The 14,663-nt window shown below is 62.0% G+C and carries 15 protein-coding genes; 8 read left to right on the forward strand and 7 right to left on the reverse strand.

Translation table 11 applies throughout. The features are described from left to right. Positions 1-31 precede the first annotated feature (31 nt). Together ACT3TP_RS09020 and ACT3TP_RS09025 are read right to left on the reverse strand one after the other, a co-directional pair. Positions 32-1,381 carry a peptidoglycan DD-metalloendopeptidase family protein gene (locus ACT3TP_RS09020; RefSeq protein ID WP_444620436.1) on the reverse strand — a complete coding sequence of 450 codons (1,350 nt, stop codon included), beginning with the start codon at positions 1,379-1,381 and terminating at the stop codon, positions 32-34. A gap of 160 nt (positions 1,382-1,541) precedes the next feature. Beyond that, a complete protein-coding gene (locus ACT3TP_RS09025) occupies positions 1,542-2,198 on the reverse strand; it encodes a TrmH family RNA methyltransferase (RefSeq protein ID WP_096285781.1) in 657 nt (218 codons plus the stop codon). A 136-nt stretch (positions 2,199-2,334) separates the two neighbouring features. On the opposite strand from ACT3TP_RS09025, the gene ACT3TP_RS09030 reads away from it, so the two are divergent. Genes ACT3TP_RS09030 through ACT3TP_RS09050 form a run of 5 tightly spaced genes read left to right on the forward strand, consistent with a single transcriptional unit; the run spans position 2,335 to position 5,684 of the window. Beyond that, the gene (locus ACT3TP_RS09030) at positions 2,335-3,183 is read left to right on the forward strand and encodes an HAD-IIA family hydrolase (protein ID WP_255248413.1); all 849 of its coding nucleotides are present in this window, start codon (positions 2,335-2,337) and stop codon (positions 3,181-3,183) included. 57 nt (positions 3,184-3,240) lie between these two features. Further along, entirely contained in the window at positions 3,241-3,480 is a 240-nt protein-coding gene (locus tag ACT3TP_RS09035; protein WP_096285783.1) for a hypothetical protein, read from the forward strand. A 25-nt stretch (positions 3,481-3,505) separates the two neighbouring features. Continuing rightward, positions 3,506-4,135 (forward strand): TetR/AcrR family transcriptional regulator, encoded by a 630-nt coding sequence (locus ACT3TP_RS09040; RefSeq protein WP_096285785.1) that lies wholly within the window; start codon positions 3,506-3,508, stop codon positions 4,133-4,135. Positions 4,136-4,176: 41 nt separating this feature from the next. Further along, positions 4,177-4,962 (forward strand): ABC transporter ATP-binding protein, encoded by a 786-nt coding sequence (locus tag ACT3TP_RS09045; RefSeq protein WP_176484157.1) that lies wholly within the window; start codon positions 4,177-4,179, stop codon positions 4,960-4,962. Continuing rightward, entirely contained in the window at positions 4,959-5,684 is a 726-nt protein-coding gene (locus ACT3TP_RS09050; protein ID WP_444617667.1) for an ABC transporter permease, read from the forward strand. The genes ACT3TP_RS09045 and ACT3TP_RS09050 overlap by 4 nt, the downstream gene beginning before the upstream one ends. 158 nt (positions 5,685-5,842) lie before the next feature. Here the strand turns inward: ACT3TP_RS09050 and ACT3TP_RS09055 are convergent, their stop codons facing one another. The 5 genes from ACT3TP_RS09055 to ACT3TP_RS09075 form a co-directional block, all read right to left on the reverse strand. After that, positions 5,843-6,400, reverse strand: coding sequence for a gluconokinase (locus ACT3TP_RS09055; protein WP_444620437.1), 558 nt, complete (start codon positions 6,398-6,400; stop codon positions 5,843-5,845). Beyond that, positions 6,397-7,626 (reverse strand): D-mannonate dehydratase ManD, encoded by a 1,230-nt coding sequence (gene manD, locus ACT3TP_RS09060; RefSeq protein ID WP_444617671.1) that lies wholly within the window; start codon positions 7,624-7,626, stop codon positions 6,397-6,399. Before manD ends, ACT3TP_RS09055 begins: the two co-directional genes overlap by 4 nt. Before the next feature lie 54 nt (positions 7,627-7,680). Beyond that, positions 7,681-9,075 (reverse strand): mannitol dehydrogenase family protein, encoded by a 1,395-nt coding sequence (locus tag ACT3TP_RS09065; protein WP_444620438.1) that lies wholly within the window; start codon positions 9,073-9,075, stop codon positions 7,681-7,683. Beyond that, positions 9,072-10,478, reverse strand: a complete 1,407-nt coding sequence (uxaC, locus tag ACT3TP_RS09070) for a glucuronate isomerase (RefSeq protein WP_096285793.1) — start codon at positions 10,476-10,478, stop codon at positions 9,072-9,074. The genes ACT3TP_RS09065 and uxaC overlap by 4 nt, the downstream gene beginning before the upstream one ends. Positions 10,479-10,559: 81 nt before the next feature. Continuing rightward, positions 10,560-11,567 carry a LacI family DNA-binding transcriptional regulator gene (locus ACT3TP_RS09075; RefSeq protein WP_217990365.1) on the reverse strand — a complete coding sequence of 336 codons (1,008 nt, stop codon included), beginning with the start codon at positions 11,565-11,567 and terminating at the stop codon, positions 10,560-10,562. 194 nt (positions 11,568-11,761) lie between these two features. Between ACT3TP_RS09075 and ACT3TP_RS09080 the strand changes: the two genes are divergently transcribed. From ACT3TP_RS09080 to ACT3TP_RS09090, 3 genes are all read left to right on the forward strand, one after another. After that, positions 11,762-12,772, forward strand: a complete 1,011-nt coding sequence (locus ACT3TP_RS09080; RefSeq protein ID WP_096285797.1) for a TRAP transporter substrate-binding protein — start codon at positions 11,762-11,764, stop codon at positions 12,770-12,772. Positions 12,773-12,840: 68 nt separating this feature from the next. Next, positions 12,841-13,305, forward strand: coding sequence for a TRAP transporter small permease (locus tag ACT3TP_RS09085; protein ID WP_444620439.1), 465 nt, complete (start codon positions 12,841-12,843; stop codon positions 13,303-13,305). A gap of 8 nt (positions 13,306-13,313) precedes the next feature. Further along, positions 13,314-14,624 (forward strand): TRAP transporter large permease, encoded by a 1,311-nt coding sequence (locus ACT3TP_RS09090; RefSeq protein WP_444620440.1) that lies wholly within the window; start codon positions 13,314-13,316, stop codon positions 14,622-14,624. Positions 14,625-14,663: the final 39 nt, after the last annotated feature.

The raw sequence follows: 14,663 nt of genomic DNA on the forward strand, positions 1-14,663 counted from the left end.
CTGATTTCCACCCGCGGTTATCGGTGACCTGCTACTTGCTGGCCGACCCCGAGGACTGCGAAGCATCGGATGACCCGGTCGCCTCCGGGGTTACCGTGCTAGACGTTGCTGGCGGTGCCGAGGAACCCTTGGTTTCCGGGACTGCAGAAGTCGATTCCTTCTTATCCGGGGTAGAAGAATCACTGGCCTTCGGCGCTGTATCCGTAGCCTCAGGCTCCGTCGGGGTAGATGTATCCTGCGTTGGATCCTTGGATGGCGGGGTATCCCCCGACCCCTCAGTCGGTGTCGTCTCGTCGGTTGGCGTAGGCGACTCGGAGTCGGTCGGTGATGGAGACTTCGAATCCGTAGGCGACGGCGACTTCGAGTCCGTCGGTGACGGAGATTTCGATTCCGTAGGCGAAGGCGGCTTGGAGTCCGTCGGTGATGGCGAGTTCGAATCGCTCGGGCTTGGCTTCGGTTTTGGCTTAGGTTTCGGCACCACTGGAGTGTCGTCCCGTGGAACCACTACATCAGGATCCGAGCTCTCGTTGCGATCCGGTCCCTGCGTTTGTGGACCGTTGGAGCCGTTGCCCTTTGGAGCACTGTTCGAGTTCACCGTCAGGCGGGTCGAATCGATCATTGCCTTGGGCTGGCCGGGGATCCCTGGCAGATAGTTGCGTGGATCGTGCCAGCGACCGTTGACGATCACTTCGAAGTGCACGTGGCAACCCGTCGAATTACCGGTGGTTCCCGCGAGCGCGATCAGCTCGCCCTGCTTGACCTCTTGGCCAATCTTGGCCACCAGCTTCGAGTTGTGGCTATAGCCGGTCTGTACATTGCTACCGTGGTCGATGGTGACGCGCATGCCCGAGTGGCCGTGCCATCCGGAGACGATGACGCGACCAGCTTCACTGGCGTACACCGGAGAACCACAAGAGATTGGGTAGTCCTGACCGATGTGGATCTGGTTTCCTGGACCGGTGGGATTGCTGCGCCACCCGTAGGGACTGGAGATGCGTCGAGTAGGGACCGGGTGCATCAGTTGCAAGTCACCGGGAAGCTGCCCGATGGCGCCAACGGCTCCTGCGAGAAGTGCGGTTTCGGTTTCGGACTCGGACTCCTCGGAAGTTTCGGCGGCGCCTTCAACCATCCCCAAGGGGCGGCCATCGATGGCAAGCGCCCGCCCCGATCCGCCGAAGGCGTTCAACGGAGCGTCCTGATTGACATAGACCGGGTTGCTGAAGTTTGCGGGCGCGGCCTGCGCATCGATGGCTATGGGCATATTGCCCTGACGATCATCGGCTGTTTGCGCAACAATAGGAATTGCGAGCGCGCCGGTGAGACCAATGGCGGCCACCACTGAGGTGGCCCATACGATCAGACGTTTCCTTTTCCGGGGCAAGCCGATAAGTAATAAGTCGTGGTTTACCTGATGTCGCCGTTTCACTACTGCCGCTCCCAGATCACGAATGCATAACCAAGGCCTAGCCTATGGTGTATTTCACAACTAATCCAGATGCTCGAATAAACTTCTGCCTAAAAGACAGATGTTTATCCCTTTGTTAACTCACCCGTTGCCCGAAGACGTGCCTGCGGACCCAGGCATGCATCGCTATACCGGCAGCCGAAGCTGCGTTTATCGATCGAGTTGAACCAAACTGTTCAATTGAAAGAGTGTCTTTCGCTGCTGCATGTACCTCCGGGCTGAGGCCAGGGCCTTCTTGGCCGAACACCAGCACACAGTTTCGTGGAAGTTCGTATGTCTCCAGAGGGACCGAATCGGGGAAAATATCTATCCCCAAGATGGTCAGCCCCTCCCCTTCGGCCCAGATCACGAATTCATCCACGGTGGCATGGTGGCGTACATGTTGGTAACGATCGGTCACCATAGCACCTCGGCGATTCCAGCGTCGGCGGCCAATGATATGGACCTCCTTGGCCAGAAACGCGTTTGCCGAGCGCACCACTGTGCCGATATTCATGTCGTGCTGCCAGTTCTCAATAGCGATATGAAAATCGTGGCGGCGCTCGTCGAGATCCGCAATGATCGCGTCCATCAACCAGTAGCGGTACTTGTCGGCGACGTTGCGCCGATCTCCCTGGGCCAACAGCTCAGGGTCATAGTGCGCCTCCGTCGGCAGTTCACCCTGCCAAGGGCCAACGCCGATGATGTGTTGCGCTGCTGGATCTGCCGTGGGTTCCTGCGATTCTTCGTTCACCCTTTAAGGGTAGTTGTTCGGCGAGGTGTCCACGTTCACGGCACTCACGGCAATTGCTGTGTAGGCTTTTAGTACCAGGGAAGTTGATCAATGACGAAACGTCCCACCATCACTGCCCAAGGAGGAATAACACCTCGTGACGACCATAACTCGAGCTTCGCGCACCATCCACGACATCAAAACCTGGCTGACCGACATGGACGGCGTGCTTGTCCATGAAAATCAGGCAATCAAGGGTGCCTCCGAGCTGATTCAGTACTGGCGCGAGAACGATTTGCGATTCCTCGTGTTGACCAATAACTCGATCTACACCCCACGCGACCTGCGCGCCCGACTGCTCGCCTCGGGCTTGGACGTTCCGGAGCAGAACATCTGGACCTCCGCCCTGGCCACCGCCGAGTTCCTGGCACGTCAGCGCCCCGGCGGACGCGCATTCGTAATCGGTGAAGCAGGTTTGACCACCGCTTTGCACGATGCCGGGTTCATCATGACCGATCAGAATCCGGATTATGTGGTGCTCGGTGAGACGCGCACCTACTCCTTTGAAGCCATCACCAAGGCGATTCGTTTGATCGAGGGCGGCGCACGCTTTATCGCAACCAACCCGGATGCCACCGGCCCTTCGTCCGAGGGTCTGCTGCCGGCCACCGGCGCGGTGGCGGCGCTGATCACTCGGGCCACCAACCGCGAACCGTACGTGGTGGGCAAGCCCAATCCGATGATGTTCCGTTCGGCCCTGAACCGGATCGACGCGCACTCGGAAACCACCGCAATGATCGGTGACCGGATGGACACCGACATCATTGCCGGCATGGAAGCCGGGCTGTTGACCGCGCTGGTCCACACCGGCATCACCTCGGCCAGCGATGTTGATACCTTCCCGTTCCGCCCGGATCTGCAGTACCCCTCGGTGGCTACCCTGCACGGCGAGCTAGTAGCGGAAGGCACCGGCGAACCAGCTGCCGGCAAGGTTAAAAAGCCGTAGCCTGAGCCTTGAGATCCGCCCCTTGCCAACCGTGGAAAGGGGCGGATACTTGTTTGCATGATGAGCCGTCCCTCCCAGCGGAGGCTGTTGAAGTTCGTATTGCTTGCCGTTGGCATTTATTTGGGCCTGACCCTTTTCATCGCCTTGAATTATGCGATGCGTTCCTGTCTGGGCCAAGGCGCCGAATTGCACTGCTCCGTATCCAATACCGTGGTGTGGGGAGAGCACCGCCTGCTCGGATTTGCCGTGCTCGCCTACTTGCTCGTAATTCTCGGCCTGTGGGCCAAGCGCAGCTGAGGCACCCAAGACGTATGCTTGATCCGTGAATCAGGAATCCGAATACCCGAGCGCCGCACCACGTGGCCGCGGGCGGCCTAGGGGCAGCACCACAGGTTCAACCCGCCGGAAAATCTTGAAAGCCGCGACCGAGGAATTCAGCACCGTCGGTTTCGAGGCGGCAAGCATTCGTTCCGTGGCGCGCCGCGCTGGTGTCGATTCGGCTCTGGTTCACCACTACTTCAAAGACAAGACCGGCCTCTTCCTCGAAGCGCTCAATATGCCGGTTAATCCTGGGGAGCTGGTTGCTCAGGCAATGACCAGCCCGCTTGACGAACTGGGCGAAGCCCTGGTGCGCACCGTCGTGACGGCGTGGGCAAACCCCGCCATTCGTCCTGCGGCCACCAGCTTGATCCGTGGCATGCTTTCCAGTCAGTCGGCAACCAAGCTCATGCGGCCCTTCCTCCAAAAAGAACTGCTCGCGCGGCTTGGCAAATCCTTGCCGCCCGCCGACGCCGACCGACGAGCCGCGCTGGCAGCGACACAGGTCATCGGAATGATTATCGGGCGGTACATCATTCAGCTCGAGCCGCTGGCTTCGATGGAGGACGAGGAGGTAGTCGCCTGCATTGGGCCCGCCGTCCAGTGGCATCTGACAGGAAAAATGCCGTCCTGAAAGCGTTGACCCCGGCCTTAAAGGGGTCTTTAATTCATTGCATGATGAATAAATCGGCCTGCGTTGTCGTGGACGGTTTGAGCGCGAAGCGAAGCAAGATGCTTGTGCTCGACGAGCTGAGTTTTGCGCTGTCCCCCGGACGCGTCATTGGCCTACTGGGCCCTAGCGGCAGCGGCAAGAGCACCTTGCTGCGGAGCATCGTCGGGAGCCAAATTATCACCCATGGCAGCGTGAAGGTGCTCGGCTCCTCGGCCGGCAGCAAGGCCCTGCGCCACCGAGTTGGCTACATGACGCAGGCTGCCAGCGTCTACGACGATCTCACCGTGCGCCAGAATATCGCCTACTTCGCAAGGATTCTTGGCGTATCCACCGCAGATGTTGACCGCGTCATCGCGTTGACCGATCTCGATCTTCAGTCGAAAAAATTAGCCATAGATCTTTCCGGAGGACAACGCAACCGAGTGTCATTGGCCATTGCGTTGCTCGGAACGCCAGATCTCGTCATCCTCGATGAACCAACGGTCGGGCTTGACCCGGTGCTTCGCTCCGATCTCTGGCGGCTGTTTACCGAACTTGCCGCCACCGGAATGTGCCTACTGGTCTCCAGCCATGTCATGGATGAAGCGATGCGCTGCGACGAGTTGCTCCTGCTCCGCGAGGGCCAACTGCTAGCCCAGCTCACCCCGGCTGAACTGCTTGCACGCACTCGAACCGAGAATCCAGAAGAAGCCTTCCTGGCCCTTGTTGGCGGGGTTGGCGGCGCAACGCCGAACGTTGCACGGCCGACTCCAAAACACCGCGCCGCGGGCAAGGAGAGTTCACCATGATCCGCACGCTCGCCACCTCCGGACGCGTCTTGCAGCAGGTTCGGCACGATCCACGAACCATTGCCCTCATGCTGGTGGTTCCCAGCCTGCTCATTGGCTTGATGTCCTGGATCTTCACCGATACAGACGTTTTTGCCCTGATCGGCCCAGCCATGATCGCGCTGTTTCCGTTTATCGTCATGTTTCTGGTGACCAGCATTGCCACGCTTCGTGAGCGCCACATCGGAACCCTGGAGCGTTTGCTGAGTTTGCCGCTGGCCAAGGGGGAATTCATTCTTGGCTATGCGCTGGCCTTCACCCTGATCGCAATCCTCCAAACGGTGATCGCGGTGTCATTTGCCGTCTGGGTGTGCGGCTTGGAAATCCAGGGGAGCCTTTGGCTGCTGTTTTCGGTTGCGGCGCTCGATGCCTTGTTGGGCACCAGTCTGGGATTGATGGCAAGCGCCTTCGCCCGTACCGAATTCCAGGTGGTGCAGTTCATGCCCCTGTTCATCTTTCCGCAATTCCTGCTGGCCGGGATCATCCTTCCACGTGCGCAGCTTCCACGTCCCCTGGAGGTCTTCGGCGATTGGCTGCCGCTATCTCATGCGATCGATGCGTTGACGGCGATCGCGAATGGCACCGAAGATTCGGCCACGACCGCGAGCCTGCTGGTTATCATCGCGTGGATTATTGCGGCGCTTATTATCGGTTCGCTGACGCTGCGCCGCAGGACGCCGTAGCCCCCCCGGCCCCGAGGCCCGGCGCAGCAAAGGCACCAATCTGCCTGGGGTTTCTCAACGCTCTCTGCAGGGCAGGACTCGAAGCGCTGTAATCTTCTGGAAGCAATAGGCAGTGGGGACTGAGCAGAATCAGTCCCCACTGCCTGTTAATCTGAGTTCTAGTCTCGGAATTCCAGCCAAGCAACCGCATCCTGAACCAGCTCACTAGGTGGCTGCGCGATGTCCAGTACGAGACCGAATTCGTCAGCTTCCAGCGGTTCGAGGGTTGCCAACTGCGACTGCAACAGTCCCACCGGCATGAAGTGGCCGGGACGTGAGCCCATGCGCTCGGTCAACAGCTCCTCCGAGCCGTGCAGGTGGATGAACACCGTTCCCGGCGCTTGCGCCCGAATCAGGTCACGGTATTTCCGCTTCAGCGCAGAGCAGGCGATGACCATTGATTCGTTGCCGACCGCTCCCAAACGATTGCCGACCTCGCGAAGCCACGGTTCGCGGTCCGCGTCGTCCAGTGGCTGCCCGGCAGCCATCTTGTCGATATTCGCCTGCGGGTGCAGCGAATCCCCATCGAGGAATCCCGCATCCAGTTCCGCGCCGAGCAGCTCGCCGACGGTGGACTTGCCGCAGCCCGAGACACCCATGACGATGACCCGGTTCAATGCGACAGCTCCTTCGGAAGTCTCCGTTTGCCCAGCTTGCGCCACAATTTGCTGGCTCACCAGTCGTGCACGGTGCCGTCGATGAGACGGTTGTAGGGCAGGTAGGCCTGCTGGTACGGGTAGGACAACGCCGCTTCCTCGTTGAATTCGACACCCAGGCCCGGCTTGTTGCCCGGGTGCAGGTAGCCGTCCTCGAAGGTCATGGACTGCTCGAAGACCGTGTTGGTGGCGTCCGAGTGCTGCATGTACTCCTGGATGCCGTAGTTGTGGATGGCCAGGCCCACGTGCAGCTGGGCGGCGAAGCCCACCGGGGAGATGTCGGTCGGGCCGTGGAAGCCGGACTTGACCTGGTACTGGGCGGCGTAGTCCATGACCTTCTTCAGCGGCGAGATGCCGCCGAAGTGGGTGGAGGCGGCGCGCACGTAGTCGATGAGCTGTTCCTTGATCAGCGACTGGAAGTCGTAGATCGTGTTGAAGACCTCGCCGATGGCGATCGGGGTGGTGGTGTGCTGGCGGACCAGGCGCAGCGCTTCCTGGTTCTCACCCGGGGTGCAGTCCTCGAGCCAGTACAGGTCGTAGGGTTCCAGGGACTTGCCCAGCTTGGCGGCCTGGATCGGGGTCATGCGGTGGTGCCCGTCGTGCAGCAGCGGGATCTCCGGGCCGAATTCGTTGCGCACCGCCTCGAAGACGCTCGGCAGGTGGCGCAGGTAGGCGCGGGTGTCCCAGTCCTCTTCTTGCGGGAACGCGCCGCGGCCGGCGGGCTCGTAGTCGTAGCGTTCACCCGAGGCCTGGGTCTGGGCGGCAACGCCATAGACGGCCTTAATGCCCGGGACGGCGGTCTGCACGCGGATGGACTTGTAGCCCAGTTCCAGGTGCTCGCGGATCGAGTCGAAGAGCTGCTCGGTGTCGGTGCCCGAGGCGTGGCCGTAGGCGCGCAGGCCGTTGCGCGAGGCGCCGCCCAGCAGCTGGTAGACCGGCATGTTCGCGGCCTTGCCCTTGATGTCCCACAGGGCCATGTCCACCGCGGCAATCGCGGCCATGGTGATCGGCCCGCGGCGCCAGTAGCTGGAGCGGTAGAGGAACTGCCAGGTGTCCTCGATGCGGTGCGCATCCTTGCCGATGAGCAGCTGGGCGACGTGGTCCTTCAGGTAGGAAGCGACCGCGAGTTCGCGGCCGTTCACGGTTGCGTCGCCGATGCCGACCAGGCCGGATTCGGTGGTGACCTTGAGGGTCACGAAGTTGCGTGACGGGCTGGTCACAAATACTTCTGCCTTGATGATTTTCATGGCAATCCTTTCGGGAAACGTGAGCTTCGATGCTCACGTGAGAGGTGGAGAAAACTAGCTGGTAAATCCCTTGCGCAGCTGGTGCACGCCGTCCACTGCCGGGCCTTCGGCGGCGAGCTGCGCATCAAGCACGGTGAGAAACGCGATGGTCTGCTCCCGGGACCCCGAGGAATCGGCGAGCGCCGCTTCCAGGGTCGGAGCCTGCGCGTCTGCCACTTCCGCGCCCGCGGCACGTTGGGCGGTGAGCTGATCGCACCAGGCGGCGATGGGACGCAAGGCTGCGCGCCCGTCGCGTCCGGCGGCGAGCTCTGCCCGGTAGACCGGGATCGCGCGGGCTGCCAGCTTCAGCGACCCGTCGATACCGATCTGAGCTAGGTAGTGGGCGATGCGCGGATTAGCGAAGCGTTCGGCCAGCGCCTGACGGTAGCCGGGGATATCCAGTCCCGGCTCGCTCAGGTGCGCCGCCGCAGCATCCCAGAACTCTTGGACCCACTGGTTGACTTGCGGGTCGGCCAGCGCCTGGGCAACGGTTTCGTGTCCACGCAGTTGTCCGGCGTAGGCCATCAGCGTGTGGGCACCGTTCAGCAGCCAGAGCTTGCGCCGTTCGAAGGGCTCAAGATCATCAACGAACAAGGCGCCGGCCTTTTCCCAGGCCGGACGTCCGGCTGGGAAGTCTCCTTGCAGCACCCAGGAGGTGAACGGTTCGGTGACTACCGGGGACGCGTCTTGGAAACCCGTTTCGGCGGCGACCGTGGCACGGTCTTCTTCCGTGGTCCGCGGGGTAATTCGGTCGATGGAGGTGTCCACGAAGCTGACATTGGCGGTGATCCATTTAGCCAGCTCCGCATTGATTCCGGCGGCGAAGCCGAGCACCGCGGCGCGGGTGACCGCGCCATTGCCCGGCAGATTGTCACAGGAGACAATCGCCAGGGCGCCGGCACCTGCGGCCTTGCGGGCGGCGAGCCCCAGCAGGATGCGCGCCGGGGCGGTGCGCAATTCTCCCACCGCTTCGCCGCCGTCGAGCATCCTGGCCAGCGCTTCTTGGTCATGGCGCACATCTGGATCTTGGGCATCGAGCACCGGTTGCCCCTGGGCAGTGATGACCTTGTACCCGGCTTCGGTGATCGTCAGCGTCACGATGGCGGTGGTGCCGCGGGAGAGCAGGTCGCGCAACGCGTCGAGGTCGCTGGCCGCGTAGGCGGTGGCGATCGATTCGATGGTTTCGAAGCGGTCACCCTCCGGCCCGCGGGTGACCAGGGTGTACAGCCCGTCCTGCGCGTTCAGCGTCTGCGCGGCGGTCGCCGAACGCCCGGTGAAGGCGGCGATCCCCCAGCCGTCGCCGGCCTGCACGGTGTACCAGGCCTGGTGGGCGCGGTGGAAGGCGCCCAGCCCTAGATGCACGATGCGGATCTGCGGGCGGGTGCCGCTGCGCTGCGCTGCGCCGCTCACAGCTTGAAAGCCCTGCGTGGTGCGGCGTCGACGACATCAACGATCAGCTCGGCGGCGCGGTCCTCACTGACCCGGTGCTCGGCGACCAGCCGGGCCAGGAAGGAGGCTTCGATGCGCCGTGAGGCGTCGTGCCGGGCCGGGATCGAGCAGAAGGCGCGGGTGTCGTCGATGAACCCGGAGGAGCGGGAGAACCCGGCGGTCTCGGTCACCGCGGAGCGGAAGCGCAGCATCGCATCGGGGGCGTCGAGGAACCACCACGGGGCGCCAATGTACACCGAAGGGTAGAACCCGGCCAGCGGCGCCAGCTCGCGGGAATAAACGGTCTCATCCATGGTGAACAGGATGAAGTTGAAGTCCGCCGCCGTGCCGAAGTCCTGCAATACCGGGCGCACCGCTTCGGTGAAGCTGACCGGGAACGGAATATCGTGGCCGGTATCGGCACCGAACTTCTCGAAGCTTGGCAGGTGGTGGTTGCGGAAGGAGCCGGGGTGCACGGTCATCACCAGACCGTCCTGCACCGACATCCGCGCGGACTCGTACATCATGTGCGCTTCGAACACGTCGCGGTCCTCGGCGGTGGCCTCCCCGCAGCGGGCCTTGGTGAACAGGCGTTCGGCCTCGGCGCGGTCCAGCTTCAGGGTCAGCGGGGTGCGCACGCCGTGGTCCGCGGAAACCGCACCGTGGGAGATGAAGTAATTGCGGCGATTCTCCAAGGCTGCGAGGTAGCCGGCGTAGCCCGAAGCCCCGTCGCCGGCCTCGCCGATGAGCTTATCCACGTTCTCCACCCAATCCGGGTGGGCGATGTTCAGGTAGGCGTCGGGACGGAAGGTCGGCAGCACCCGTCCTGCGAAGCTCGCATCTGCCGCAATTTCCGCGTGGTAGCGCAGATCATCCATCGGGTCATCGGTGGTGGCCAGCACCTCGATGTTGAAGTCCTTGAACAGCTGGCGCGGGCGGAAGCTCGGCTCGTTCAGCTTGCGCTGCAGCGCGTCGAAGCTAGCGTCTGCGGTTGCCTCGGAAATTTCGTCGCGCAGTTCAAATACATGCTCGAACTCGGAACGCAGCCAGTAGCCCGAAGCGGTGCCGTCGAACAACGGCCAGGCCTTGGCGAATTCGCGCCAGATGGAGCGGGCATCAACGTCTGGGCTGGTGCCCAGCACCAAGCGGTCCATCGGGACGCCACTTGCATGGATCAGCCGCTTGACGTAGTGATCGGGGGTGACCAACAGCGAAGCCGGATCCGGGAACGGGGTATCGGTGGCCAGCATGGCCGGATCGACGTGGCCGTGCGGGGAGATAATCGGCAGGTCTTGGACCAGCTCCAGGAGATTTCGTGCAATGGCACGCGTTCCGGGATCGGATGGGAGAAGCCGGTCTGGCGCGGCGGCAATCGATGAGGACATGGCAACATGGTTTCCAAGTTGTATGACCTTCGTCAACAAGTTGCCATTTGTTGGCAACAACAGCTGCCCGAGTGCAACTACCTATTCCGCCGCCGGTCCCGTCGAATTGCGCACCGCCAGCCTTGCCGGCAGCACCACCGGTTCGTTTGACCTCGATTTGGCGCCCGCGGCGAAGGCCAGAAGGTTGTTCACCGCGGTGGCGCCCTGCGAGTACAACGGTGTTTCCACCGTGGTCAGTGCCGGAGTAACCAAGGCCGCACCGTAGCTGTTGTCGAATCCCACAACGCTCACCTCGCCGGGAACCTGCACCCGTGCCTGCGTCAGCCCGCGCATGAAGCCGATGGCCATCTGGTCGTTATAGGCAATGACCGCGCTGGTCCGGCGCTGCAGCCATTCGGTTGCCAGCGCCTCACCCCCGCCGATAGTCGGCTTGGACGAGTTCGTGCGACGCACCGAGAGTCCGAGTTCGCTCGCCGCTTCGCGCAGCGAACGCCAGCGCATGCCGTCCACCCAGGAGGCCTCGGGCCCGGCCAGGTAGGTGATATTGCGGTGGCCAAGTTCGGCCAGGTGCTCGGCGGCGCGGCGGATTCCGCGCGCATTGTCGGTGACCACGCTGGCCACGTCCTTGACCGCACGGTTCATCACGACCATCGGCTTCTGCTTGGCAAGCATCCGGATCGCGGAGTCGGACATGCGCGAGCTGGAGAGCACGATGCCGTCAACCATTGGCAGGACACGTTCCAACGCCTGGCGTTCACGAACCTCGGATTCCTGGGTGTGGGCAAGTAGGGTGATGTAGCCGGATTCCGAGGCGGCGGCCTCGGCCCCACGCACGATCTCCGCATAAACCGGGTTTCTGATATCGGCAATCACCACGGCAATCATCGAGGTGTGGCGCCCCGCGGCACGGCTGAATCCCGGCATGTGGGCCGAGCGGTAGCCGATAGCGGTCGCTGCATCGAAGATGCGTTGCGCCGTTTGGTGGCTGACCCGACCGGGTCTGGCGAAGGCACGCGAAACCGTGGATGCGGAAACTCCTGCCGCCGCGGCCACGTCATAGATCGAGGGTTGCTTTGGTAATTCTGTCATCTGGACCTCCATCGATCAGTGTAAGCGTGACCCATGCAACTAGTGGCAACATGTTGCAATATGGCAACGGGGTTTGGCTCTATGGAGTATGGCAAGGACCCGCCGCACTTGGTGGCGTGTCCCCATTGCAAGTGAATCGGCCGGGGATCCGAGCCCTTACAGATGCCCGCATGCGGGCAGGAAACAGGTAACACATGCGTTCCACTAAATTTTTGGGCCTCACCGGCGCCGCGGCAGTAATGATGCTGACCCTCGCGGCCTGTGGTGGCACCGATGCTTCGGGAGGTGGCGATTCAAAGGAGCTTCGCCTAGCCCTGAACCAGACCGAAACCCACCCGTCCTTCATTGCACTGGACAATATGGGAAAGAACCTCGACGAAGCTACCGAGGGCCGTGTCTCCGTTGACGTATACGCCAACGAAACCCTCGGCGCGCAGCAGGAAGCGATCCAGCTGGTCAGCGACGGCAGCGTGGACATGGCCGTCGTCTCCGGCACCCAGCTGGAGAACCTGAACCCAGAATTCCAGGTCTTCAACCTGCCAGGGGTCTTCGACAGCGTCGAGCACCAGATGGGCGTGATCGGTGACGAGGAAATCGTTGGCGAGCTCTACTCCTCGCTGGAGGACCAGAACCTGACCGTACTCGGCGGCTTCACCCAGGGCACCCGCAGCATCTACAACGCCAAGGCACCGATCAACACCCCCGAGGACATGGCCGGCATGAAGGTGCGCGTTCAGGAATCCGAGGTGCAGCTGGACATGATCAAGGCCATGAAGGGCGCCCCTACCCCAATGGCCTTCGGCGAGGTCTACACCGCGCTGCAGTCCGGCGTGATCGACGCGGCCGAGAACAACGAAGTCTCCTACCTGACCCAGAAGCACTCCGAGGTTGCCAAGTTCTTCTCCAACACCAACCACCTGGTGGGTCTGGACTACGTGGTCGTCAACACCGACGCCTACGAAGCCATGAGCGAAGAAGACCGCGCGGCATTCGACGCGCAGTGGGATGCTGCGGTCACCGAGCACACCGCGCTATGGACCACCGAAACCGAGAAGGCGCACACCGAGCTCGAAGCCGCCGGCGTGGAATTCAACGACGTGGATGCCGCGGCATTCCAGACGGCGTTGAAGCCGCTGATCGAGAAGTATGTCAAGACCGACTCCGCCAAGAAGATCTACGACGCTGCACGCGCTGCGGCCAAGTAATCAGCATTGGTTAACGGACAGGTAATTTCATGCAAGTAGTAAAGAGAAGCTTCGACAGAATCCTCGCGGTGGCCTGCGTCGTGTTATTCGCGGTCCTCGTTCTCACGGTGGTCTGGCAGGTCTTTGCCCGCCAGGTCCTCAACAGCCCCAGCGCTTGGACTTCAGAGCTCGCGCAATACCTGTTCGTTTGGCTCGGCCTGTTCGGCGCGGCGCTGGTCTTCGCCGAACGCGGCCACATCGCGGTGGACTTCGTGGTGCGCAAATTGCCCACAACCCTGGAAAAAGCGACGGCGCTTTTTGTTCAGCTTGCCATTGTGGCATTTTCCGCATTGGTACTGGTCTGGGGCGGTTTCCGCGTGGCCGAGAAATCGTGGGGGCAGGCCCTGACCGGCCTGCCCGCCACGGTCGGCCCGCTGTATCTGGTCATGCCGATCACCGGCATCATCATCATTTTTTATGCGATCTACCATTCGCTTGCGGTTATCCGCGGCGATGAAGAGCCCATCGCAGACACCGAACCCGACGTCGTCTAGGAGGAACCGTGGAAACTGCACTACTCGCGGGGCTCATACTCCTCGTCGGAATCGTTGTACTCATTATCTTGTCGGTGCCTATCGCGGTGGCCATCGGCCTGAGCTCGGTGGCCGCAATCATCGCGGTCCTAGGCTTCGACCGGGCCGTATTGACCACCTCGCAGCAGGTGTTCGCCGGTATTAATTCATTTACGCTGCTGGCCATACCGTTCTTCATCCTGGCCGGCGTGCTGATGAACAATGGCGGGATTGCCGGGCGGCTGATCGATGCCGCCAAGGTGCTGGTCGGCCGGATGCCCGGCTCGCTGGCGCAGACCAATACCGTGGCCAATGCGCTCTTCGGTTCGGTCAGCGGAGCGGCCGTCGCCTCGGCCGCCGCCGTAGGCACCGTCATGGGTCCACGGCAGAAGAAGGAAGGCTACGACCCCAACTTCTCCGCGGCGGTAAATATCGCTTCGGCGCCCTCGGGCATGCTGATCCCACCGAGCAATACCTTCATTGTCTACTCGCTGGTTTCCAGCACCTCGATCGCCGCCCTCTTCGTGGCGGGCTACGGCCCGGGCCTGGTCTGGATCCTCGCGTGCATGCTCGTGATCTACCTGTACTCGCGCAAGCACAAGGAAACTCGCTCCACCGAACGCGTCACCTTCGCCGTCGCGATCCAGACCCTGGTCAAGGCCATTCCTTCGCTGCTGATGATCGTGATCGTCATTGGCGGTATCCTCAGCGGCGTCTTCACGCCCACCGAGTCAGCCGCGATCGCCGTGGTCTACTGCCTGATCCTGGGATTCATCTACAGGGCAATCAAGGTTCGCGATCTGCCCGGCATCCTGCTCAACGCAACCAAGACCACCGCCATCGTGATGCTGCTCGTCGGCGTTTCCACGGCAATGTCCTGGCTGATGTCCTTCGCGCGCATCCCGGATATGATCTCCGACGGGCTGCTGAGCCTGACCGAAAATCCGACACTCATCCTGATCATCATGATGGTGATCCTGCTGGCCGTGGGAACGTTCATGGATCCGACTCCGGCAATTTTGATCTTCACCCCGATCTTCCTCCCGATCGTCATGGAGTTCGGAATTCACCCGGTGCACTTCGGCACCATGCTCGTTTTCAACCTGTGCGTTGGAACGATCACCCCGCCGGTGGGCAACGTGCTGTTCATCGGCGCCCGGGTCGCGGGGCTGCGCATCGAACCGGTGATCCAGAAACTGCTGCCGTTCCTGATCGCACTCCTCGCGGGGCTGCTCCTCGTGGTCTTCGTTCCAGAGCTAAGCCTCTGGCTGCCAACCCAGCTGGATTTGATCGCACCTTAGGCAGCGATTGCTCCACCTTGATCCCCTGCAGGCCTAGGC

The organism is Glutamicibacter sp. AOP38-B1-38 (genome assembly GCF_052377485.1).
GTDB lineage: Bacteria > Actinomycetota > Actinomycetes > Actinomycetales > Micrococcaceae > Glutamicibacter.